This window comes from Bacillus sp. LQ16, assembly GCF_057784645.1.
In genome coordinates this window covers 1,541,185-1,565,287 of record NZ_CM173491.1, presented here as the reverse complement: position 1 = coordinate 1,565,287, position 24,103 = coordinate 1,541,185, and the positions used below count along the sequence as shown (strand labels likewise).

29 protein-coding genes are annotated in these 24,103 nt (G+C 35.4%); 2 read left to right on the top strand and 27 right to left on the bottom strand.

Annotated elements, in window-relative coordinates; translation table 11 throughout:
- Positions 1–16 precede the first annotated feature (16 nt).
- The 13 genes from menG to AC3EMB_RS07905 all read right to left on the bottom strand — a co-directional run bounded on the left by menG (position 17) and on the right by AC3EMB_RS07905 (position 10,439).
- Positions 17–730, bottom strand: coding sequence for a 2-heptaprenyl-1,4-naphthoquinone methyltransferase (gene menG, locus AC3EMB_RS07965; RefSeq protein ID WP_001187668.1), 714 nt, complete (start codon positions 728–730; stop codon positions 17–19).
- A gap of 38 nt (positions 731–768) precedes the next feature.
- Positions 769–1,503, bottom strand: coding sequence for a heptaprenyl diphosphate synthase component 1 (locus tag AC3EMB_RS07960; RefSeq protein ID WP_053564889.1), 735 nt, complete (start codon positions 1,501–1,503; stop codon positions 769–771).
- 184 nt (positions 1,504–1,687) lie between these two features.
- The gene (gene folE, locus AC3EMB_RS07955; protein WP_001151481.1) at positions 1,688–2,257 is read right to left on the bottom strand and encodes a GTP cyclohydrolase I FolE; all 570 of its coding nucleotides are present in this window, start codon (positions 2,255–2,257) and stop codon (positions 1,688–1,690) included.
- Between the two features lie 120 nt (positions 2,258–2,377).
- Complete coding sequence (locus AC3EMB_RS07950; protein ID WP_001043860.1) at positions 2,378–2,650, bottom strand: HU family DNA-binding protein; 273 nt, start codon at positions 2,648–2,650, stop codon at positions 2,378–2,380.
- Between the two features lie 297 nt (positions 2,651–2,947).
- Positions 2,948–4,426 carry a stage IV sporulation protein A gene (spoIVA, locus tag AC3EMB_RS07945; RefSeq protein WP_000416519.1) on the bottom strand — a complete coding sequence of 493 codons (1,479 nt, stop codon included), beginning with the start codon at positions 4,424–4,426 and terminating at the stop codon, positions 2,948–2,950.
- 242 nt (positions 4,427–4,668) lie between these two features.
- Complete coding sequence (locus tag AC3EMB_RS07940) at positions 4,669–5,382, bottom strand: hypothetical protein (protein WP_488517612.1); 714 nt, start codon at positions 5,380–5,382, stop codon at positions 4,669–4,671.
- Positions 5,383–5,445: 63 nt separating this feature from the next.
- On the bottom strand, positions 5,446–5,649 hold the full coding sequence (locus AC3EMB_RS07935; RefSeq protein ID WP_001289005.1) for a DUF2768 domain-containing protein: 204 nt from the start codon (positions 5,647–5,649) through the stop codon (positions 5,446–5,448).
- Between the two features lie 267 nt (positions 5,650–5,916).
- Positions 5,917–6,168 carry a stage VI sporulation protein F gene (locus AC3EMB_RS07930; RefSeq protein ID WP_000369753.1) on the bottom strand — a complete coding sequence of 84 codons (252 nt, stop codon included), beginning with the start codon at positions 6,166–6,168 and terminating at the stop codon, positions 5,917–5,919.
- 115 nt (positions 6,169–6,283) lie between these two features.
- Positions 6,284–7,306 carry an NAD(P)H-dependent glycerol-3-phosphate dehydrogenase gene (locus tag AC3EMB_RS07925; RefSeq protein WP_000161783.1) on the bottom strand — a complete coding sequence of 341 codons (1,023 nt, stop codon included), beginning with the start codon at positions 7,304–7,306 and terminating at the stop codon, positions 6,284–6,286.
- An 18-nt stretch (positions 7,307–7,324) separates the two neighbouring features.
- A complete protein-coding gene (gene der / locus AC3EMB_RS07920) occupies positions 7,325–8,635 on the bottom strand; it encodes a ribosome biogenesis GTPase Der (RefSeq protein ID WP_001125890.1) in 1,311 nt (436 codons plus the stop codon).
- A gap of 124 nt (positions 8,636–8,759) precedes the next feature.
- Entirely contained in the window at positions 8,760–8,945 is a 186-nt protein-coding gene (locus AC3EMB_RS07915; protein WP_000979048.1) for a capping complex subunit for YIEGIA, read from the bottom strand.
- Entirely contained in the window at positions 8,942–9,835 is an 894-nt protein-coding gene (locus AC3EMB_RS07910; protein WP_000141599.1) for a YIEGIA family protein, read from the bottom strand. The genes AC3EMB_RS07915 and AC3EMB_RS07910 overlap by 4 nt, the downstream gene beginning before the upstream one ends.
- Positions 9,828–10,439 (bottom strand): YphA family membrane protein, encoded by a 612-nt coding sequence (locus AC3EMB_RS07905; RefSeq protein WP_445117467.1) that lies wholly within the window; start codon positions 10,437–10,439, stop codon positions 9,828–9,830. Before AC3EMB_RS07905 ends, AC3EMB_RS07910 begins: the two co-directional genes overlap by 8 nt.
- Positions 10,440–10,556: 117 nt before the next feature.
- On the opposite strand from AC3EMB_RS07905, the gene AC3EMB_RS07900 reads away from it, so the two are divergent.
- Complete coding sequence (locus AC3EMB_RS07900; RefSeq protein WP_000513900.1) at positions 10,557–10,691, top strand: YpzI family protein; 135 nt, start codon at positions 10,557–10,559, stop codon at positions 10,689–10,691.
- A gap of 209 nt (positions 10,692–10,900) precedes the next feature.
- On the opposite strand, the gene AC3EMB_RS07895 is transcribed toward AC3EMB_RS07900, so the two are convergent.
- The 5 genes from AC3EMB_RS07895 to AC3EMB_RS07875 all read right to left on the bottom strand — a co-directional run bounded on the left by AC3EMB_RS07895 (position 10,901) and on the right by AC3EMB_RS07875 (position 16,100).
- Positions 10,901–12,391, bottom strand: a complete 1,491-nt coding sequence (locus AC3EMB_RS07895; protein WP_023521500.1) for a hypothetical protein — start codon at positions 12,389–12,391, stop codon at positions 10,901–10,903.
- A gap of 182 nt (positions 12,392–12,573) precedes the next feature.
- Positions 12,574–13,623 (bottom strand): type 2 isopentenyl-diphosphate Delta-isomerase, encoded by a 1,050-nt coding sequence (locus AC3EMB_RS07890; RefSeq protein ID WP_000251041.1) that lies wholly within the window; start codon positions 13,621–13,623, stop codon positions 12,574–12,576.
- Positions 13,624–13,635: 12 nt separating this feature from the next.
- On the bottom strand, positions 13,636–14,784 hold the full coding sequence (gene rpsA, locus AC3EMB_RS07885) for a 30S ribosomal protein S1 (RefSeq protein WP_000229558.1): 1,149 nt from the start codon (positions 14,782–14,784) through the stop codon (positions 13,636–13,638).
- A 335-nt stretch (positions 14,785–15,119) separates the two neighbouring features.
- A complete protein-coding gene (gene cmk, locus AC3EMB_RS07880) occupies positions 15,120–15,797 on the bottom strand; it encodes a (d)CMP kinase (RefSeq protein ID WP_000361252.1) in 678 nt (225 codons plus the stop codon).
- Positions 15,798–15,926: 129 nt separating this feature from the next.
- Entirely contained in the window at positions 15,927–16,100 is a 174-nt protein-coding gene (locus AC3EMB_RS07875) for a YpfB family protein (protein WP_023521499.1), read from the bottom strand.
- A 180-nt stretch (positions 16,101–16,280) separates the two neighbouring features.
- Here AC3EMB_RS07875 and ansA point away from each other — a divergent pair, with 180 nt between their 5' ends.
- On the top strand, positions 16,281–17,255 hold the full coding sequence (ansA, locus tag AC3EMB_RS07870; protein WP_000822009.1) for an asparaginase: 975 nt from the start codon (positions 16,281–16,283) through the stop codon (positions 17,253–17,255).
- Positions 17,256–17,290: 35 nt separating this feature from the next.
- Here the strand turns inward: ansA and AC3EMB_RS07865 are convergent, their stop codons facing one another.
- From AC3EMB_RS07865 to AC3EMB_RS07825, 9 genes are all read right to left on the bottom strand, one after another.
- Positions 17,291–18,271: a YpdA family putative bacillithiol disulfide reductase gene (locus tag AC3EMB_RS07865; protein WP_001168518.1), complete on the bottom strand. Its 981-nt coding sequence runs from the start codon at positions 18,269–18,271 to the stop codon at positions 17,291–17,293.
- A 108-nt stretch (positions 18,272–18,379) separates the two neighbouring features.
- Positions 18,380–18,910, bottom strand: a complete 531-nt coding sequence (locus tag AC3EMB_RS07860) for a peptidoglycan recognition protein family protein (protein WP_001240655.1) — start codon at positions 18,908–18,910, stop codon at positions 18,380–18,382.
- Between the two features lie 79 nt (positions 18,911–18,989).
- A complete protein-coding gene (locus tag AC3EMB_RS07855) occupies positions 18,990–19,226 on the bottom strand; it encodes a DUF3961 domain-containing protein (RefSeq protein WP_001983018.1) in 237 nt (78 codons plus the stop codon).
- A gap of 92 nt (positions 19,227–19,318) precedes the next feature.
- Positions 19,319–19,528, bottom strand: coding sequence for a hypothetical protein (locus AC3EMB_RS07850; protein WP_000787297.1), 210 nt, complete (start codon positions 19,526–19,528; stop codon positions 19,319–19,321).
- 80 nt (positions 19,529–19,608) lie between these two features.
- The gene (gudB, locus tag AC3EMB_RS07845; RefSeq protein WP_000225172.1) at positions 19,609–20,895 is read right to left on the bottom strand and encodes an NAD-specific glutamate dehydrogenase; all 1,287 of its coding nucleotides are present in this window, start codon (positions 20,893–20,895) and stop codon (positions 19,609–19,611) included.
- A gap of 311 nt (positions 20,896–21,206) precedes the next feature.
- Complete coding sequence (locus AC3EMB_RS07840) at positions 21,207–21,815, bottom strand: genetic competence negative regulator (RefSeq protein ID WP_001235398.1); 609 nt, start codon at positions 21,813–21,815, stop codon at positions 21,207–21,209.
- 77 nt (positions 21,816–21,892) lie between these two features.
- Positions 21,893–22,768: a MerR family transcriptional regulator gene (locus tag AC3EMB_RS07835; RefSeq protein ID WP_065228528.1), complete on the bottom strand. Its 876-nt coding sequence runs from the start codon at positions 22,766–22,768 to the stop codon at positions 21,893–21,895.
- Positions 22,768–23,544 (bottom strand): metallophosphoesterase, encoded by a 777-nt coding sequence (locus tag AC3EMB_RS07830; protein ID WP_000637796.1) that lies wholly within the window; start codon positions 23,542–23,544, stop codon positions 22,768–22,770. Before AC3EMB_RS07830 ends, AC3EMB_RS07835 begins: the two co-directional genes overlap by 1 nt.
- 67 nt (positions 23,545–23,611) lie before the next feature.
- Positions 23,612–24,091 (bottom strand): LysM peptidoglycan-binding domain-containing protein, encoded by a 480-nt coding sequence (locus AC3EMB_RS07825; protein WP_001231555.1) that lies wholly within the window; start codon positions 24,089–24,091, stop codon positions 23,612–23,614.
- Positions 24,092–24,103: the final 12 nt, after the last annotated feature.

Below are 24,103 nucleotides of genomic sequence, written 5' to 3'. Positions count from 1 at the left end.
TTCTTTTTTCTTTTTTCTATTTTGATTCTGGTTTAATACCTAAATGCATCGCTGCTACCCCAAAAGTAAATGGTTTCACTTGCACACGTTCAAGTCCAGCTTGCTCAAACATTTGGGCCAATTCTTTCATCCCTGGGAATGCACTAGCAGATTCTTGAAGCCATGAATATTCTTTATAACTTTTCGCAAACATCTTTCCAAATAACGGCATGATATATTTAAAGTATAAAATATACCCTTGTCGAAAACCAATCATTGTTGGTTGAGATGTTTCTAAACAGATTACTTTTCCACCTGGTTTTACTACACGCGTCATTTCTTTTAATACGTGCATATAATCCGGTACGTTACGTAAACCAAACCCAATTGTTACATAATCAAACGTATTATCTTCAAATGGAAGCTCCATTGCATTCCCATGTAGAAGTTCTACTTGTTTTAATTGTAACGCCTCTACCTTTTGCTTACCGACAGATAACATATTTTCACTGAAGTCTAAGCCAACAACCTTTCCTTGCTCACCTACCGCTCCAGCTAGCGCAATTGTCCAATCTGCGGTTCCGCAGCATACATCAAGCGCTTTACTGCCAGGTTGTACATCCATAATTCGCATCGTTTCTTTACGCCACGCTTTATGTCTTTGAAAACTAATTACAGAATTCATCACATCGTATTTATCAGAAATCTTTTCAAATACGTCATGTACTCTTTCTTCTTTTGATTGTTGCATGCTCGTACCTTCTTCCAATGTAAAATTGCTTATGTCTTCTATTTATCCCTTAACACAGAATTTATTTCATTTACGTCTGTGTGATTTTCTAAAAATTGTTTTTCTTTCTTTCTCAATTCCATCATCCAACCATTAATCACTACTTCTGCTTTATCCCCTAAAGCATCTTGCACCGCTTGAAAAACAGGTGAATGTTGTTTATCAGCATACAATTGAATTTCTTTTTGAAGGCGATTTCCACCTAATACGTATGTGATAAATGGCTTCCAATGTGATAAATGAAAATGATCACATGTTTTTTGAAGGAGCGCAGACTCAATTGTTACTACGCTTTTCATTATGTCATCCGTCGTTTCATGCGCTTTTTGGTATAACATAATTTTGTGTTCATTTATCTCTTTAATTCCTTCAGCAAGTGCACGAATTAAAACAATATCACGATTCATAGACAATAAATAATAATATAGTCCACTATAGTAATCGCCTGCAAGTACTGTTAATTGACGACATTTATGGAATTCAATCTCTTCCTCGCCTGCTTTATTTGATACCCTTTCATGCGTATCAAGCGCAATTTGTACAAGCATAATTGTTACTACGTAATGCTCAATTTGTTCTATATGTAAGTTTGCACTCTTTAAAGCACCATATAACAATGCTATCTTTTCTTCATCAATAAATGGTTCTTCAATATAGTTTATAAAATAAGGATGGCGTAATTTCTCCATCAATTTCTCTTTTATACCCGCATACCCTCCGTAGATGTCACACACAAAAAATCACCCTTGTTTTCTAATTCATAAAACTTATTATAACACATACACTCTATTTTCTATAACCAAAACTTGGCTACACCTACCATTCATGTAAGCAATCTTTCTAATCTCACTCTGTCTAGCTAAAACTATATCATTTATTTACTAAAAAAAAAAAAGAAAAGCAGTTTCCCGCTTTTCTTTACTTCGCTTTAATAAACGATAAAATTTCACTGCGCGCTGCAGCATCATTTTCAAGCACACCACGCACTGCTGTCGTTACTGTTTTCGCACCTGGTTTTTTCACACCACGCATCGTCATACACATATGTTCTGCTTCTACTACTACCATTACACCATGAGGCTCTAGTACTTCCATAATAGAGTTCGCTACTGTTGATGTAATACGTTCTTGCAGTTGTGGACGACGTGCAATTGTATCTACAGTACGAGCTAATTTACTTAACCCTGTCACCTTTCCACCTTGCGGAATATATGCAACGTGAGCAACTCCATAGAATGGAACTAAATGATGCTCACACATCGAATAAAATGGTATATCTTTTACTAGTACAAGCTCTTCGTGATCTTCTCCGAATACTTTATGCAAATGCTCTTTCGGATCTTCATGCATACCTGAGAACACTTCTGCGTACATTTTTGCAACACGCTTTGGCGTATCAAGTACTCCCTCACGATTTGGATCATCCCCAATCGCCTCTAAAATAAGGCGTACTGCATGTTCAATTTGTTCTAAATTAACTTTTGCCATCCGCTAGCCCTCCCGAAAACCTAAAAGTGATACGAACACATTCTAGCATATTTATGTTTTTAAAAGCAAAAAGAAGAGTTCCCAAAAAGGAAACTCTTCTTCCCTGTTAATATGTAAGGATTATTTAACCGCATCTTTTAACGCTTTACCAGGTTTGAATGCAGGTACTTTACTTGCTGCGATTTCAATCTCCTCACCTGTTTGTGGGTTACGACCTTTACGAGCCGCACGCTCACGAACTTCGAAGTTACCGAATCCGATCAGTTGTACTTTATCACCTTGTTTTAAAGCTTCTAAGATAGAATCAAAAACAGCGTCTACTGCTTTTGTTGCGTCCTTTTTAGAAAGGGAACTTGCTTCTGCAACAGCATTGATTAAATCTGTCTTGTTCATGCCATTCACCTCCTCCCAAAGATAAGACTGTATAATGATCATAAAATGAGTCTTACTTTCATTTGTAGGCAATTTTTACAAATTCTATACTACAAAGATGTAGATAAATCATTATCAACGCCTATATTATACGATTCTCCTTTATAATTCAATATTTTTAAGGAAATTGTTACTCTGAAAATGTGAAAATCTGATGAAACTTGACAATTTACAACAATGTATTAGATAATGACTGTTTATTTTTCTATTTTATAATCGGAAAAACAAAAAATCCCTCTACAGTGAGAGGGATTTTTCTTATAGTATAATCGCAATTAATCCGCCAGATCCTTCATTAATAATTCTTTCTAGCGTTTCTTTTAATTTATATCTAGCATTTTCTGGCATTAAAGATAATTTCGCCTGAATTCCTTCTCGAACAATCGAGCTAAGCGAACGTCCAAATATATCAGAATTCCAAATTGATAACGGGTCATCTTCAAAATCTTGCATTAAATAACGAACTAATTCTTCACTTTGCTTTTCAGTACCAATGATCGGCTCAAACGTTGACTCTACATCTACTTTAATCATATGAATAGATGGCGCTACCGCTTTTAACTTCACACCAAACCTTGAACCGTGACGAATAATTTCTGGCTCATCTAAGCTCATATCCGCTAGCGCAGGGGCTGCTACACCATATCCTGTTTGCTTAACCATACGCAATGCATCTGCCACTTGGTCATATTCTATTTTCGCATGAGATAAATCGAGCATAAGCTTCAATAAATGATCTTTCCCTCGAATTTCTACTCCTACTACTTCTTTTAAAATCTGATCATATAATTCATCTGGCGCATATAAATCAATCTCCGCCACACCTTGCCCCATATCAATGCCAGCTAGGCTCGCTCGATCAATAAATTCATATTGACTAAACTGCCAAACAACGCGATCCACATCACGAAGACGTTTTATATCCTTCACAGTTTCTTGAACTGCTTCTTGATAACTTTGACGCAACCAATGCCCTTCATTTAGCACCATTACCCAGCTCGGAAGGTTCACATTCACTTCTAATACAGGGAATTCAAATAGCGCTTCACGAAGTACATTATATACATCTGTTTCTCTTAAACTCTCCACACTCATTGCAATAACCGGGATATCATATTCTTCTGATAAACTTTGGCGTAATTGCTCTGTATCTGGATGATACGGCTGTACCGTATTAATTATCATAATGAAAGGTTTTCCTACTTCTTTCAACTCATTTACAACGCGTTCTTCTGCCTCTATATAATCTCTTCTTGGAATTTCACCAATTGTTCCATCTGTTGTAATTACAACACCAATTGTTGAATGTTCTTGAATTACTTTACGCGTGCCGATTTCTGCAGCTTCATGGAATGGAATAGGTTCTTCATACCAAGGGGTATTAATCATGCGCGGGCCATTCTCATCTTCATAGCCCTTCGCTCCTGGAACCGTATATCCAACACAATCTACTAATCGAATGTTCACTTCAAGTCCTTCATCTACTTCGATAGAAACCGCTTGGTTTGGAACAAACTTCGGTTCCGTCGTCATAATTGTACGACCAGCAGCACTTTGAGGCAATTCATCCTGCGCTCTTTGACGGTCAGACTCATTCTCAATATTTGGAATAACTACAAGTTCCATAAATTTTTTAATGAATGTTGATTTTCCTGTTCGAACAGCTCCTACAACTCCAAAATAAATATCACCGCCTGTTCGTTCTGCAATATCTTTAAAAATATCTACCTTTTCCAAGTGATTCCCTCCCTCAAAATTTTTGGGAATAATTCCGCGTTTATAGTCAACTAATACCTTCTCTAACGTTGCCTATAATATCTGATATAATATAATGGTATTCTAGAAGTTCGGACAATATATCATATAATTTTGTCCAATTTCATATGACTATTAAAAAATATCTTTTGTTTGCATCGTAAGTTGTATAACATAAAAAACCTTTCTTCTAGAACTTATTCACTAAAAGAAAGGTTCATGACTTATGATTTTAAAAAAATTGGTTCTCCGTTCTTTACTGTGTACGGTAAAGAATAAGCTGGTACAAACGGGGAACCTTTCGAAAGTATATTTCGAATATCTTCTCCCTCCGTAAACTGCCCTTCATTTTTTTTCAAAGCGTCATATAAGTCGATTCTATAATCAACAAAAACTTCTCCTTTTTCATTAATTACAAAAGGAAGCCCTTTACCAGAATATGGACTTGTCACTTGTGGCACATCTTTATATCCTAGTTTTTTGAAATCCAATTCATATACACCATCTGAAATTACTTTTTTAAAAGGTGGATATTGATGTTCATCACGATACATCCTAAGTTTTAAAGATAATTCCTGAATTTGTTCAGCCATCCTAACATCAATTAACTTTACTGTTGGATTTGTTTCAACGTCTATTAATACGTATTGATATACTCCTCCACTTTCATATGCATTCCCTGGCGCTTCTTGTATGTAACGCGGAGCAATCTGTTGAAAATCGATTGGATACTTTTGATAAATAGGTGTACTCATATCCCTCGTCTTAATTGGCAATATCCCATCATTTTGCTCCTTAAATGTCACAACAGCTTTTTGAACAAACTGTAGCTGATCTTCATAAGGAACCGCATTTTGCTTCATATTTTCTTTCGGATACAGACACCCCGTTAAAAGGCTCATACAACAAAATATTAAAATAATATGGACTTTTTTCACTAGCATCACCTTTTCATACTAATATAACTTGCTCCCTATGTAGTATTTTCGAGACCATTCCATTTACTGCTGTACAGGTCCACTAAATACAACAAGAAAAATAACAATTCCTGACACAACCATAAGGGTGTACGCTACTAACGCTGTAATCCCTTTCAAAAATTTATTCTTTATTTTATGTCTACTTAATAAAATAAAACTTACTGCAAAAAACATAAATCCAATTGCCCCTAAAGCCAACCACATTTTCATAAGCCCTTCTGACATATACACACCCCTTTTTATTAATCTATTTTTATACTATTTTAACAAATTAAAATCTTTAAACAAATACAAAAAGAACATTTTACTACAAATCGCAAATATGTAACTTTAATCAATAGGTTTTTCAGCATCTTCCACCAATCTAGATAAAAATAAAACCGAAGCGATTATATCTCTCGCTTCGGTTGACCAAATATGCCCAAAAACAGCTCTATTCCCATTCTTTCATGGCTATCATATGCAATCTACAAACTCTTTGTTTCTCATAATTTATTTTTTAAACATTTTGCTTAACGAGCCAAAATCCGCTGGCATATTATTATTAATAATCGCTTTTACAATTTGATCCTCTTGCTCTTTCGGCACTTCACGTCCCGCCATAAGAGCCACTTGATGAATCAATTGACGAAGTACAGTTTCATCACGTAAATTCGCATTTTGCACGGATGATGCTAATTTAAAAATATCCTCTTTATTTACTTTCGCTTCCTTCTCAATATTATTAAAAATGTTATTATCCATTCTTTTCACCCTCTCCTCAAGTTACTCTTCATCCTATGCAAAAATAAATAAATGGTGAAAAGACCCATAAAATAAAAAAGCGACAGAAGTACAAATGTACTTCTGTCGCTTTTCTTTACAGTAAGTCAGGTATAGCTTCCACTTCATGTTTTCGAACACGTCCCATTAATGAGCCTACCGCATCTTTTACGTTATTCCCATTGAACAGCACGTCATATAAAGCAGCTGTAATCGGCATTTCAACTTCCATTTTCTCTGCCAATTCATGAGCAGCTTTCGTTGTTCTTACACCTTCCACAACCATACCCATGCTTTCTAACACTTCTTCTAAAGAATGTCCTTTTCCAAGCATATTTCCAGCGCGCCAATTTCGGCTATGAACACTTGTACAAGTTACAATTAAGTCTCCCATACCAGTTAGACCAGCAAACGTTAACGGATTCCCGCCCATTTTTCTTCCTAAACGAGCAATCTCTGTTAAACCACGTGTCATCAATGCCGCTTTTGCATTATCACCTAATCCAAGACCATCAGTTATACCAGCAGCTAATGCGATAATATTTTTTAACGCACCACCAAGTTCAACTCCAACGATATCTGGATTTGTGTATACACGGAAATAACTATTCATAAATAAATCTTGTACTTCCTCAGCCGCTTCCATACGCTTTGCTGCAGACGTAACTGTTGTCGCTTGTCGTAAACCAACTTCTTCAGCATGACTCGGTCCAGACAATACAACAACATCTTTAATTAAGTTCTCTGGAATTTCTTCCTCGATTACTTCCGAAATACGTTTTGACGTACCAGGTTCAATCCCTTTACTCGCATGAATCCAAGTAATCGGTTCTGTAACAATTTCTTTCATCTCTTGTAATACATCTCTGTACGCTTTCGTCGGTACTACTAGCAGTACTGTATTTACATCTACTAATGCTTCTTCTAAAGAAGAGTAGGCTACGATTGTGCTTGGCAATGTAATGCCTGGGAGATATCGACTATTCTCATGTTTCGTATTCATTTCATCCATAAGTTCTGAGCGATTTCCCCAAATACGTACATCATGTCCATTGTCAGCTAATACCATCGCTAACGCTGTTCCCCAGCTACCTGCTCCTACTACTGTGATTTTTGTCATAAAATCACATCCTCTCCATTAGTCTCTTGCTCGAGCAATAATGTGAATCGGCGTTCCTACAAAACCGAACGCTTCACGTAAACGATTCTTTAAGAAGCGCTCATATGAAAAGTGCATTAATTCTGTATCGTTTACAAACACAACAAATGTCGGTGGTTTTACCGCAACCTGTGTCGCATAGAAGATTTTCAGACGGCTACCATTATGAGTCGGTGTTGGATTCATCGCTACCGCATCCATAATTACATCGTTTAATACGTTTGTTTGTACACGGATACTATGGCTTTCATTTACCTCATTGATAACCGGTAATAACGTTTGTGTACGTTTTTTCGTTTTTGCAGATAAGAATACAATCGGTGCATAATCCAAGAATTGGAAATGAGCACGAATGTTTTCTTCAAATGCTTTCATTGTTTTTTCATCTTTTTTCACTGCATCCCATTTGTTTACAACGATAATAACAGCTCGTCCTGAATCATGAGCATATCCAGCGATTTTTTTATCTTGCTCAATAATTCCTTCTTCTCCGTCTAAAACAACTAAAACAACGTCAGAACGTTCAATCGCTCTAAGTGCACGAAGTACACTATACTTTTCTGTACTTTCATATACTTTTCCTTTTTTACGCATACCAGCTGTATCGATGATTACATAATCTTGATCATCTTTACTATATGGTGTATCGACAGCATCACGCGTCGTTCCTGCGATATTACTTACAATTACACGTTCTTGACCAAGAAGTGCATTTACAAGCGATGATTTCCCTACGTTTGGACGTCCAATTAAAGAGAAACGGATTGTTTCATCGTCATACGCTTCTTCTTCAATCTTTGGAAAATGATTTGCAGCTTCATCTAACAAATCACCAAGTCCTAAACCGTGTGTACCTGAAATCGGGAATGGCTCGCCAAATCCTAATGAATAAAAATCATAAATATCACTACGCATTTCTGGATTATCAACTTTATTTACCGCAAGTACAATTGGTTTTTTAGAACGATACAAAATTTTAGCAACTTCTTCATCCGCTGCAGTTACACCATCGCGACCATTCGTCATAAAAATGATAACATCTGCTTCATCAATCGCAACTTCCGCCTGTTGACGAATTTGTGTCAAGAACGGCTCGTCTCCAATATCAATTCCACCTGTATCAATAATGTTAAACTCATGATTTAACCATTCTCCCGCACTATAAATACGGTCTCGAGTTATACCTGGGATATCTTCTACGATTGAAACTCTTTCTCCAACTATTCTATTGAAAATAGTAGATTTTCCTACGTTCGGGCGGCCTACTATTGCTATTACTGGTTTCGGCATATACTTTCATCCTTTCAACTTGCTTCTGTTTATTATGTAAAAAACCCTTCTTTGTGCAAGAAGGGATTTGCATTCCAGAATATTTCTCAACGTATCAAAACACCTCACATTATAACACACGTTCCTAATGTTTCACAATAATATATACATTCTCTTGTAAGCGATGCGCAATACCATCTAAAATTGCCTCTAAATTATTTGCAACAAATTCTAGTTCCTCCATCGACTCACAAACAAATAAAGGAGCACCACCTGCAAATTTTTCTGGCGCTGTTGTAATAACTGCCAGGATAACGCTTTCTAACATCATCTCTTATCTCCCCTTCCTTTCGGGGCTTCCGATGACATATGGACAGCACTTTCTAACGTTGGTACATTTCCTATGACACTTATCGCTTTCTCTGCATCTTGATCTTGCGGTAAGACAAAAATCCCAACCCTGCCATCCTCTAAATCACGCTTTGCTAACGGTACAAGCGCTGGTGTACCAGAATCTCTATAAATCCCTAACGCCACCGAAACATCGTGTAAAATAGCTTGCCGTTGCCCTAAATTTGAGATTGTCACCATCGCATCAATCGATTTCGGTTTTAATATAAACCCCATGCCATATTTCATAATCTCTTCTTGCCTCACCGGCAATCCAATATTCATAATATAAATATTATCGATATAAAGCCCTGCTCCTTCAAAACGCAGCGGAACATGCTCAATATCTACAAGGTCATGGAGCCTTCTACCAGACATTAATTTTTTCGCAATAAAAAATGCGATTATAGCCATAATTACTCCAGCAATCCATGAACGGAACCCTATATACGCAAACGTCGTTGCAAACGACGTTAACATCGCCAAATAGTTGCGACTTTCAAAAACCAATGCAATCCCTTCAATGTACGTATTTCCACGCGGTACGAGCTCATATCCATCTAATTGTTGAAGTGTATTTCTTTCCATATTACGTACATCACGAAATTGTGTCGCTGCTAACGTAAGAAATGTAATGGCAGAAAAATCTTTTTTCAAAATAGATGGGATTGCAATCGCTCCTAAAGCTGCTGCAATTAACCCCATTGCAATATGAATAATCTTTCCATGTAGCCTCGTCGGATATTGCCGTGTATCCGTCCGAAGCATTAACACCCTTGTAACTGTCCCCGCTATTACGCCGCATAAAATGGCTGGTGTATATTCAGTCATGTATTACCCTCGCCTTTCTTTTACGTGTTTTTCTCTTAAACTGTTCCATGTATACTGATGCTTTTGCAATCCAAAACAATACTGCCATAAATAATGTAGAAACGGCGACGATATCAAAAAATGCTAAACTACCGTAATCATATGGAAAATTCAATTTCCGAAAAATAAATGTCACTAGCAACTCTCCTTGTAACATCCCTACATATAGGGAACATAATCGTAATATGCGATCCCCATGCAATAACACCGATGCATACACAAGAGCACTACTTAGCAGAAACACTCTATCCACCACAATCCAAATCGGATCATATATCTCTAACAGATGAAAACTTGTATATAACATCGTAATAATAAGTGCCGAAAGTAAGCTATATAATTTTTTCCAAACAGAATACAGCGCGATCCCTATAAAAGAAATAATACAAAGTAAAAGAGCATTTACCGATACCATGAATGAGGCGATCGTTACATGTAACGGAGAGCAAATTATAAAAATCAATATACAAGCGCCTAACTTCCACCGAATATGGTCCTTTTTCATAAAAAAGGTTACGACAACCCACCCTATCCAAGCTATAAAATAAAAAGTACTTCCATCCATCTACTTCACCTCCTATGTTTTCCATTATGGGAATTTTTTATGAAAGTTAATCCACTTTATTTACGCATAGTTTTTTCTTATAACAGCAACACTTTTAACAAGGAGGTGTTATTCATTATGGGTAAAGATCGCCAAGAACGAAAACTACGAGAATCACGCCGCGTTGAATCTGATCGTGATCAATCACTACAATATCCAGGTGCAACTGGACTTGATACACCAGAGCAGGCTCGAAAACAAAACCAGCACTAATGAATACAAAAAGACGGTTTCGATATTGTACGAAACCGTCTTTTACATATTTCTTCATAATTTCTACTCATAATACAATTCTTTTGTGTTCGCATTATAGATTCGATTACTTGACGTGGCATCAATCGTCACTATACCTATTGGTTTAGACTATAATTTACAAATATATCTGAGAATAGCGATTATCTCGATACCTATTTAAATTAATATTATATCTCTAACGAATAAGTATCTTTATCATTAATTGTACAAAATACTTCCTCGGCCTTTACAATATTATCAACTTTAACATACGAGTTTACCAATATAAACTTATAATAGTCAGATAGCATAACATACCCAGATAAAAGGTTTATAATTTCCAATTCATTTTCCCCTAATTGAAAATACAAATCAGCTAATTCTTTCGCTGCGTCTTCCATTTTAATAATATTTTGCTCTTTACTATTCGCTTTTTGTACCCTCTGCATAACGCTTAACAAATCACGCAATTGTGTTTTTCCAATTTCCCTCTCATTATATTTCTCAATCTTTAATTGGTACTGACAGTAAAGTACTAGCGCCTCATATTTATAAAAATTCTTCAAATAAAATTCTATTAATTTTTTTGCTATATTTTTATCAATAGCCATATAACATAATACCTGCTTTACTAACTCTTCTTCCTCTATTTCCAAATCTAATTCATTCAAAATATCTACATTTTGGATGGCCCTATAGTCCTTCATCTCATAAAAATTAAAAATATAGTTAATATCATATTCTTCAACTTGTTTTTTGATTTCCTTGCCAATCCCGATAATTCGCTCTAATGAAAAAAAGACAGTTATAAAGATAGATAACATTTTAACTACATCAGAACTATTAAACACATCATTAGCTAATATTACAATAGGTATAAACAATACATAAACTACTAATTTTCTAACTAGTTCTATTACTTTATTAGAACTCGAATTCATCCATATTAACAAAAATAAAGAGAGACTAATCAAGGCATTCATCTTAAGAGATATACCCCAAAAAATCATTTTCGTACAATAAGTCACGACAAAAAAGCTAATTAAAATTACTAACCAATAGCTAAACCGACTCTTGATGACCCTCGCTTTTTCTTCTGCTTTATTTAAATGATAAATGCGAATTGCACCACTTAAATACATAAAAAAATTAACATATTTTAAACTTCCTACACTTATATATCGTGTCATCCAAAAAAGAATTACTAGCCCAATTATTAATGCAAAAATCATATTTTCTTCAAGCATTATCAAATATACAAAAGACAACACACTTTGTACAATCAATCGAACTTTTATAGATTTAAATACCACTCTTATCACTTGACTAATTAACATAAAAATAAACACGCTAATTGTCCATTTTATGTACAGACTAAAATCGCTTATATATTCATTCGTAAATTTCATTAACTTATCTGTCATCATGATTAATTTGTTTTGCGTTTCGTAGCTAATATCCCCACGTAAAACCCCTTTAAGTATATCAAACAATTCAACAAAGTAATTTGATAATTCTATTATACCGACTTTTTTTAACAACATAGGAACCAACATTAATATACTAATAAAATATATTATATATAAAATCGCTATCAAATCTGATGTTTTTTTATTTTCTTCAGCTTTTTCTAATAAATGAATTCGAAATTTATCCATAAAAAATGCTATATCCCTCAAAACATTTGCTCCTTTCTAATACTGCCTTTCTATATTACAGCAATAAATTCACTAAAGAATAGCCTCTCTATATGAAATATTTTTATATATAGTTATATATGAATTTAAAAATTCTATACGCAATTCATATTAATTTAATATCAACCGGATATAAATAATTCTCCGGTTGATATTAAATAACTTTATCTCCTACTATAATGCGCAGTATCAATACCACGCTGCATTAACCAATGATATGTTTCACCTTTTACAACAAGAGGTACAGATTGCAACTCTTCTATCGTCTTCGCACCAAGAGCTGTCATAATAAATTTCAAATCTGTATGTAGAAGCTCAATTTCATCCACTAATTTCTCGATACCATCTTGCATTAAAATACGTAAAAAGTAACCAGCAAACGCAGTTGTATTCGCCCCTAATGCGATTGCTTTCGCTACGTCAAGCGCTGTCTGTATACCCCCTGATGCAATAAAAGAGAGGTTATTATTTGTAGAGGTTGCTTCAATAATCGAGGTTGCTGTTTGTATGCCCCAGTTATTAAAATAAGAAAGCATTCGCTGTCTTCTTTCATTTTCAACAGCAGCAAAATTCGTACCACCTTGCCCACCAATATCAATTGCCGTTACACCTACGTTCGCTAACTGTTGCATTGTTTCCTTGCTCATCCCAAATCCAACTTCTTTTACAATGACAGGAACTTTACTATTTAAAACAATTTTCTCTATGCGCTGAAGTACACCAGTAAAGTCACGGTCTCCTTCTGGCATCGTTAACTCTTGTATGACATTTAAATGAATTTGCAATGCATTCGCTTCAATCATATCAACGGCACGCTCTGCCTGCTCGATAGTTGCCTCACTACCTAAATTAGCAAAGAAAATACCATTCGGGTTTACCTTTCTAATCACCTTATAAGAAGCAGCCTCACTTTCATCTTTTAACGCCGCCATTTGCGACCCTACAGCCATAGCAAGGTTATGCTGTTTCGCTACATATGCTAATTGCTCATTAATATGTAACGTTTTCTCTCCTCCACCACCAGTCATCGCATTGATAAAAATCGGCGAACTTAGTGAAAGTTCGCCGATTTTTGTTTCACATGTTATTGTGTCATAATTTGAATTTGGCAAGCTTTGATGCACAAAATCAATATCATGAAAGCCATGCGTACGAGACTGACCAGTAGAAAGAGCGTATTCAATATGATCTAATTTACGTTTTGCCCTTACCACTTGTACCCCTCATTATTTCTTTAATTTTTTCAGTTGTTCACCAATAATATCACTTAATTGGAAAGTAGCAGAATCAGCATTTGGCTCATACTGACTATAATCTTCAATTACATTATTTTCCTCAAGCGCTTCTTTTATACTTAAAGAAATACGTTTCTCTGCTACGTGAACTTCAAGTACTTTCACTTTTACTTCTTGTCCCATTTCCAATACTTCATTCGGGTTTTTCACGTGACGATTTGCAATTTGAGATACGTGTACAAGTCCTTCAACGCCAGGTAAAATCTCAACGAATGCACCAAATGTAACAAGGCGTTTTACTACTCCCTCACGAATATCTCCAGCTTTTATTTCGCCAGCAACGTTTTCCCAAGGTCCTGGTTGAGCCGCTTTAATTGATAAAGAAATACGTTGTGTATCAGCATCAACAGATAACACCTTTACCTTAACCTTTTGACCTTGCTCTAATACTTCAGAAGGTTGCTCTACACGTTCGTGTGAAATTTGTGAAATGTGAACTAAACCGTCCACGCCACCAACGTTAACGAAAGCACCAAAGTCAGTTAATCGTTGCACTGTTCCTTCAACAACGTCACCTTCTTTTAATGAAGAAATTGCTTCTTTTTTCTTAGAATCTAGTTCTAATTCTACTACCGCTTTATGCGAAAGGATTACACGATTTTTTTCACGGTCTAATTCAACAATTTTCACCGCTAATGTTTTACCTTTATAGTCAGTAAAGTCTTCTACATAATGTACTTCTACAAGTGAAGCTGGAATAAAACCGCGAACACCAAGGTCCACAACTAATCCGCCATTCACAATATCTTTTACAGTAACATCAAATACATGACCAGAAGTAAATTTCTCTTGTAATTCTACCCATGCTTTTTCTGCATCAACAGCACGTTTAGATAAGACAAGATCATCTTCTTCTAATTTAATAATTTTCAACTCTAGTGTTTGATCTAATTCTACAACATCGCTTGCTTTTTCAATATGAACGTTAGCTAATTCACTAATTGGAATTACGCCATCTGTTTTGTATCCAACATTTACAAGCACTTGTTTCTCTTCAACTTTCGTTACAGAACCTGTAACAACGTCACCAACTTGTAATTCTTTTGAATCCATAACTTCTTCATTCATTTTCTCTACCATGGAAATACCTCCCTACAGAATTGACAAAGCATTTTTTTATGTATATACGAAATGAAAACAAAGTTTTCATTTGCATGTTTAAGAATTTCTCATCACATACTCTTTTTCAATACCATTCACAAGAAAATATATTAAACCTATATAAATAGTATACAGCAAAACCAGCTTGAAAAAAGTATGTTTTGAAATATAATAGCGAATATATTCTGACAGTTTTATTCCTCTTTAACTAACTTCTTACAAATCAGCTCATTTGTCAAGGAAAGAGACTCACAATTCACGTATCCTTTACATTTCTATTTCAACAAAAAAAGAAAGAGGATTATCCCCTTTCTTTATTTCGCAAACACTCCTGAAACAATACTCATAATTTTTTGGACAACTTCTTCAATTGATAAAGAAGTCGTATCTAATTCCAATGCATCATCAGCCTTTTTTAGTGGAGAAACTTCGCGTTCTGAATCTAATTTATCACGCTGAGCAATTTCTTCTTTTAGCTGCTCTAAATTAGAATCGAAACCTTTATTTAAATTTTCTAAATGCCTTCTTTCCGCTCTTTCTTCAACAGAAGCAAGCATAAAGATTTTCACTTCAGCATCCGGTAATACATGTGTACCAATATCACGGCCGTCCATTACAACGCCGCCTTTTTTCGCTAACTCTTGCTGACGACGTACCATTTCTTCACGAACAAGGCGATGCTTCGCTACAATAGATACTCGATTCGTCACATCAGGTGTACGGATTACTTCAGAAACATCTTGTCCATTCAAAAATACAAGCTGCGTATTTTCTCCTTGCTGAAATTCAATATTTACATTCTTTACAACTTCCATTAACTGTTCTTCATTTTCAATATCTACTTTTTGTTCAAGGGCTGCATATGTAAGCGTACGGTACATCGCGCCTGTATCAATATAAACGTAAGAAAGTTCCTTCGCAACAACTTTTGCCACTGTACTTTTCCCAGCAGCTGCTGGACCATCTATAGCAATTGAAATTCGTTTATCCATTGTAACACCTCATTTTTTCACTTATAAAACAAAACGAAAAGCAGGTGTTCACCCTGCTTCTTCTCATTTGCTTCACGTCATTAAATCCTCAATTATTGTAGCATAATCCTTCATAGAAGAAAATGAAAACTACCTATTCACCTGCAAGATTTCTGCTTTATTTTTTACCATGACACCTTCGTAATAAACAATTTTAGATAAATATTTCACTGATGACTTATGTATAAATAACAATTGTACAACAGAAAGACAAATGAATTGTATTATTAATATACGAATAAAAATTCTCTCCATCTTTTTCAACATAATTGCCCCCTCCTATACTATATTTGCACATTTCGTTTCGTGATTTTATACATCGTACATATAGTAGTTAATTTTATTGTCATTTTCGAGGCATACTTTTATACATTTCCATTGTCGAATTTACTCAAAACATGTTATGTTCTAAATGTATTTTTTTACTTGAAAGGGGTATAAGCATTGAAAAGAATCCTAGTTTTACACACAGGTGGAACAATTGCAATGGAGGAAGATAAAGAAACTGGGGTCGTACAACCAGGTGAAAAAAATCCTCTTTTAAAATTCATTCCTGATTTAGAAGGCGATGTTGATTTAATCGTTGAAGATGTGTTCCATCTACCATCTCCTCATATGACACCGAGCGAAATGTTACAATTACAAGTCATCATTGATGAAAGAGTAAAACAAGACAACATTCATGGCGTAGTCATTACGCATGGTACGGATACATTAGAAGAAACAGCTTATTTCTTAGATTTAACAGTACAAGCAACCATTCCGATTGTTGTGACAGGTGCAATGCGCTCTAGCAATGAGTTAGGTGCTGATGGTCTATATAACTTCTTATCAGCTGTAAAAGTTGCTAGTTGTGATGAAGCTGCAGAAAAAGGTGTTTTAGTCGTATTAAACGACGAAATTCATTGCGCTACAAATGTAACGAAAACACATACAAGTAATGTCGCAACATTCCAAAGCCCACAATATGGACCAATTGGAATGGTAACAAAACGGGGTGTTGTCTTCCATCACGCTTTAGTACATCACGAAACATATACGATAAACAAAGTATCTAAAAATGTAGTTGTTCTAAAAGCATATGCCGGCATGGATGATACATTATTAGCAGCAATCGAAAATCTTCCTGTAGACGGCATTGTTATCGAAGCGCTTGGACAAGGTAATCTACCTCCAAGAACACTTCCTAGTCTAGAACGATTATTAAATAAAGGTATTCCTGTCGTATTAGTTTCTCGCTGTTTCAACGGTATCGTTCAAGACGTATATTCGTATGAAGGTGGCGGTAAACACTTAAAAGATATGGGCATTGTATTCACATACGGCTTAAATGCACAAAAAGCACGCATTAAATTACTTGTCGCATTAGAGAATACAAATTCTCATGAATCCATTCAAAATATGTTTATGCACGAATAAAAAGGAGCTGTCGAGGTTTTCCCGACAGCTCCTTTTTATTTTTCTCTTGATGCAATAGTTTGTGCAATCGCATCTCCATGAAATCTACCGTTCTCGATAAATATTTCATTTGCATTATTTCCAGCAGCTATGACACCTGCAATGAAAATATTTTCAGCATTCGTTTCCATTCTATCCTCTGTATAAATTGGACGTCCTGTTTCTTCATCAATCTTAACACCCATCTTTGTTAAGAAGCTATGATCAGGATGATAACCAGTCATCGCAAATACAAAATCATTTTGGATTGTAAAATCTTCACCATCAACTGTAAACGTTAATGTATGCTCAGTAATTTCTTTCACATGAGCCCCGAAATGCATTTGAATTGTGTCGTTTCGTACTAACGCCTCAAATTCCGGCAAAATCCAAGGCTTTATGCTTGGTGAATACTCACTTCCACGATACAGTACCGTTACACGCGCACCAGCTTTAACAAGTTCTAACGCGGCATCTACACTCGAGTTTTTCCCACCTATAACTACTACATCTCGATCAAAATAAGGATGCCCCTCTTTAAAATAGTGAGCTACTTTCTTCAATTCCTCACCTGGAACATTCATATAATTTGGATTATCATAATATCCAGTTGCTACAACAATATATTTCGCTATATATATTTCTTTACTTCCGTCACGCTTTGTCGTCTCAACCTGAAAAACTTCTCCATCGTTTTGAACTTTCTCCACTCGCTCAAAAGCATTTACACGTACAGATTTACGTTTTACTACTTCACGATAATACGCAAGCGCTTGATTTCGAACTGGCTTACGATTTTCTGTAATAAAAGCTACATCACCAATTTCTAATTTTTCACTAGAAGAGAAAAATGTTTGATGAGTTGGATAATTATAAATGGCATTTACAATGTTTCCTTTTTCAATTACTAACGGATTTATCCCTACCTTTTGCAACGAAATCGCTGCCGCTAATCCGCACGGACCGCCTCCGATTATAATAACTGTTTCTTTCTGCATACTCGTCCACTCCTAGTCTTCTACCAATACACTATTTATAAAAACAAGAAAAAACCTACTTACCGCAGTAGGCACCTATCTTTATTGTATTCATTTTTCATATATTTGTCATCTAAACGAAACGTACATCCGATAGACATCTGCTAAAAACTGCTGAAATTTAATACCTTGTTTCCCTAATACATTCTCAGGATCAATCTTTCTAGCTGGATCAAGCGTTTTATGTGACACGATATCTTTTTTCGGATTTAAGCCAAAATTTTGGCATAAATACGCATGATACCATGTAAAACGATTATATGCTTCCCAAAAGTTAACATCACCGCCATAACAAAGTTCCACTCCAATGGCCGCCTTATTCGCGTCATAGCCGTATAAGTCATTATCCGTCGGCACACCATATCGAACATGATATGCAACTTCATTTATAGGAATAATCTCCAATATTGTTTTATCATCTATAAATGTATGCGCCGAAGCTTTCGGTTGTAATTCATTAAAGTAATCTCGATTTCCTATCGCATTGCTTCCAGGATTCCCCGTATCATGGCTTACAATAAATCTCACTTTAGTTAGAGGAATCCCTGGTCGTGAACTTCCATATCCTATATAGTTGCGCTCTATAGGAAACATCGCCATTGCTACCAACTCCCGCTCTAGAAGATTACCTTACTTCCTTATATATGTATTCGGTAACAATGTCCTTATCGCATATTTCTTACGCAAAGAGAAAATCGAAAATATTTGAAGTGAACACCATAAACAACAAGATACTTACAGCCACTCCATAAAAACCGTAAAACCAAACACAATCTTCTTTCGTATCTAAACCGAAAAATTTGTTTACCGATTGTAATAATGTGCCACGCTTGCTTTGTTTGTTTCGTAATACTTCCACTCGCTCTACAACATCTGCTGGCATCATAAATCTTTGGTCTACTGTCATTTTCATCATTTATCTCTCCTTAAAATCATTTCCGTTTTGTTTATCTAAGGAGAGTATAGCACGTTTGTTCGCATAGAACAAGCGTTCTTTTTGTTTTTATTTTATTTTTCAGCAAGCCAAGTAAAAATTGAGATTACAACGGCAATAATCGGCCCTACTACAACCACACCAAATATCAAAAACAGTAGCCCTTCCCCGAACATCCGGACAGTACTTATTTTTCGAGCTTTCACCGTTCTTGCAAGTTCTCCCTCTAACCTCTTAACCTTTTCTTCTAATTGTTCTACTCGTTCCAGCATTTCATTCTTCATATACAACACCTCATTTAATACTTCAACAAAAAAACGTGATTCCCTCGAAAGGAAATCACGTTTTCTCAATATATAATATTTTATACCCAACCTCTGAAGCGGCTTGCTTCAGCCATTTTACGAACACCAATCATGTACGCCGCTAAGCGCATATTCACTTTACGAACTTGTGCTGTTTCATAAATAGAATCAAATGATTTTACCATTACTTTTTCTAAACGTTGTTCTACTTCTTCTTCAGTCCAGTAGTAACCTTGGTTATTTTGTACCCACTCAAAGTAAGATACCGTTACACCACCAGCACTTGCTAATACGTCTGGAACAAGTAAAATTCCGCGATCTGTTAAAATTTTAGTCGCTTCTAATGTTGTTGGACCATTTGCAGCTTCAACAACGATTTTCGCTTTAATATCATTAGCATTTTCTTCTGTAATTTGATTCTCAATTGCAGCTGGAACTAAAATATCGCAATCAAGCTCTAACAATTCTTTGTTTGAAATTGTATTGTTAAATAGCTTTGTTACTGTACCGAAGCTATCACGACGGTCTAATAAATAATCAATATCTAATCCGTTTGGATCATGTAAAGCGCCGTAAGCATCTGAGATTGCAATAACTTTCGCACCTGCATCATGCATAAATTTAGCTAAGAAGCTACCAGCATTACCGAACCCTTGAACAACAACGCGTGCACCCTTAATATCAATGCCACGTTTTTTCGCAGCTTCGCGAATACAAATTGTTACACCTTTCGCAGTTGCTGTTTCACGTCCATGTGATCCACCTAATACAAGCGGTTTACCTGTAATAAATCCTGGTGAATTAAATTCATCAATACGGCTATACTCATCCATCATCCATGCCATAATTTGAGAGTTTGTGAATACATCTGGAGCTGGAATATCTTTCGTCGGACCTACGATTTGGCTAATTGCTCGTACATAACCGCGGCTTAATCTTTCTAACTCACGGAATGACATTTCACGTGGATCACAGATAATTCCACCCTTACCTCCACCATATGGTAAATCAACAATACCACATTTTAAACTCATCCAGATTGAAAGTGCTTTCACTTCATTTTCTGTTACATTCGGATGGAAGCGAATTCCACCTTTCGTTGGACCAACAGCATCATTATGTTGTGCACGATATCCTGTAAATATTTTAACAGTCCCGTCATCCATACGAACTGGTATTTTCACTGTCATCATACGAATTGGTTCTTTTAATAATTCATATACTTCGTTTGGATAACCCAATTTTTCTAACGCTTCACTAATAACAATTTGTGTTGAATTCAATAGTTCAAAATGTTGTTCCCTTTGTTGTTGTGTTTTTGTTTGAGTTCCCTTTTCGGCTACCATAGTAAGTAAACCCCCTGTAATTTCACTTGTTTAGTAAACCTTCATTGCCTAGTATACACCCTTAAATTTGGAATGCAATAGAAAACGCTAACAAATATATACAAACTATTTTCTGTTGCAAGCGTTTTCACTATTATTATAGTCCTTTTATTACTTTTAGAAAAGTAAAATACTTAAATATTTAAATATTTTTTATTTTCCTCAGCGACGCTCCCATAAAACTGCATATTTTATTTTCAAAAAGTATGTTCGCGTATTTACTATCATCCCTTCCCTTATCCAAATAAAAACAAAACCTCAGCTATGTTGTATTAGCTGAGGTTTTGTTTTTTCACAAAGTAATTGTGTATTTGTTCTATCGCGTTAAAATCCATTAATTCTTTACCGTACTCCATGATGCGATAAATAGTTGCTGTAGACGGATTGCCGTATTCCGCTAAAATAGCTATAAAATCCGCTTTTAACAATTGAATTTGTTCCTCTTCTTCCACCCAAAGATAGAAGCGCTCATCCCACGTATATAGCTTTCCGCCAGTTACACCAAGGTTATATAAGCGATTCGACAGGTTAATTATGTCATCTAGCGTAGCAAACTCATATAATATATGTTCACTTTCATCTAGAGTCACTTGCATTTCAATAAACTCGTCACGGAACTCATCATCCGTATCCATTTCTTGATTTTCTTTCGTTACAATTACAACCATCCCTTGTGCTTGTAGAGAAAACACTTCAACTGCAATCGGACCATCTGCTTCAAATCCTAATTCCTTATTTGCTTCTTGCATCATATCACGAAATAATTGCTGTACTTTCGGCGCATTTCTCCATAAATCTTCTTTCGTTAATCCTCGTTCAGATAAATCATCAAATGTTAGAAAAATTTTTATCTTATTGTAATTTAATCGTTCCAGCCTCATCTCATACCCTCCCTACGTAACCAATGCATCTAATTTTTATTATATGAAATAGAAAATAGATGGTTCTTTTCGAACAACTATTCCGACATTTTTAACCATTCATCCCATTCTTCTTTCGTATCACCAATTAAGATTGTTTCAATGTCCAACTGGTTTAGAACGCCTAGCTTTCCGATAAATCCAACAGAAAGAGATTCCCTTTTTTCTTGTAATACATTTATAAAGTTCATCGTCTTTTTCATTTCTAGTTCGTCAGCAAAAGATACAAACACATATTTCGGCTGTATTTCCTCTACCGCTGACAACATACCATCTTCAGCTAAGCTTGTCCTAATATATATCGCCTCATATCCTTTTAAGCGTAAATAAGTTGAAAAAATAAATCCTTTCAATGCATTCTTTTCTAACACAATAACTTTGTGTAAAGAAGAAAACATTGAGGCATTGTGATACACCATCCCTAGACGCGTTTGTAAAAATGATAGTGCATATTGAAATTGCACCATTGAAATCTCATTATTATTTTTTGACGTTAATAATTTGTCTGTCACTCGAAGAACGATACTGGCAACAACCTTTTCTGTTGAATATATACTAAAAGCTTCGTTTAATAATGCAGCAATTGTAATTTCATCAAATTTTAACAAAGCTTGTAGCAAATCGTCCACTAAAACAACTTCTTTATCGAAATGTATCTCTTTTTGAACTGTACTCTGCAAACGATTCTCTTCTAATAACTGAACTGCTTGTCCAATCATCATACCGGAAGAAACTTTTTCCATTAACCATTTTAAAATTTGAATATGCTCTTCTGTATATAAACGATGCCCAGCTTGATTCCGCTTTGGGGCAATAATTTGATATCGTCTTTCCCATGCGCGAAGCGTACTCGGCTGAACTCCAATTATATTTGAAACAGCTTTTATATTATATTTTCCACTAAGAGTTGGCATCATTTCCCTCCGCACAATGTAATAATATGTGTTTGAGCAGGCGCTCGGAAACGAAGTGGTATCAATGTTGTTCCGTACCCATTACTAACAAAGAGAATCGTATTCAAATGGTTATATACGCCACCTTTTAAATATTTTTTAGATGGGAATAATCGGATTTGTCCTCCATGCGTATGTCCACTTAATACAAGTGAAATCTGTTCATTTCCAGACATCTTTTTTATTATATCAGGGTTGTGACTAACTAAGATACGAAAACCATCTTCTTTACAATCCGCCAATGCCAAATCTAAACGATCACGGTGCAATCCAACATCATCTATACCGAGCAAACAAATTTTCTCGCCTAATTCAGACTCAAATACCACTCTTGTATTATCTAAAACTTTTACGTTATTTTCTAATAATAAAGCATCTAATTCATGATATTCTATCTCATAATCATTGTTTCCCCACACAAAATATACAGGAGCTATCTCTCTTAACTTTTGAATATTGGCAGAGATTTTTGATAAAGAGACTCCTTTCTCTGCTAAATCTCCTCCGATAATTACGAGATCTACTTTTCCTTTTACTTGTTCAATTAACAAATTCGAAATGACTCTTCTATGAATATCAGAAATAAAAAACACATTTACTTTTTGAAAACTTTTCGGAAATTCTTTAAATACTAAAGTATGTTCCAACACTGTATTACGCATCGCTTCTTTATACATCACAAGAAGTAATAAAATCCCCATTCCTATGAGAGTACTGAATAATATAATCCATATCATATTTTTTACTCCCCTCATCATAAAGATAACCCTAGGCTTTTATAACAAACTGCGTTCGCCTAATTCACTAGCTCTCTTGCTTTGTGGACTTATCTTTTATCGGAATTTTTAATTCTTGACCTGCACTCACTTCATCTTCTTGCAAGTTATTATACTTTTTAATTACTTCAACCCCATTTTCATCTGAAAAATATTGCTTCGCTATACTTTCTAAAGTTTCTCCCTCTTTCACAGTATGCGTTATCGCTTTTTCAGACTGTTTCTGCGACTCAGATTTAGCTGAATCAAAGAAGATTACTTCAAACGCACTTTTCCCGGCATTATTACTATCGCCCTTCACCTGAATATATTTATCCGTATACCACAAAATACTAATCGGCAGCAGAATGAATAGAAATGTTAAAACCCGGACGAAAATATGATTTATTTTAAACTTTTGTTTTTTCTCTTTATTTCTATGAATTTCACTACGCGGCGGTAAACTTTCTTTTTCTTCTACTCGCTCAACTTCTAATTCCTCTTCAAAATCAGGAATTCGTTTCCTCATGTTGTTCACCAC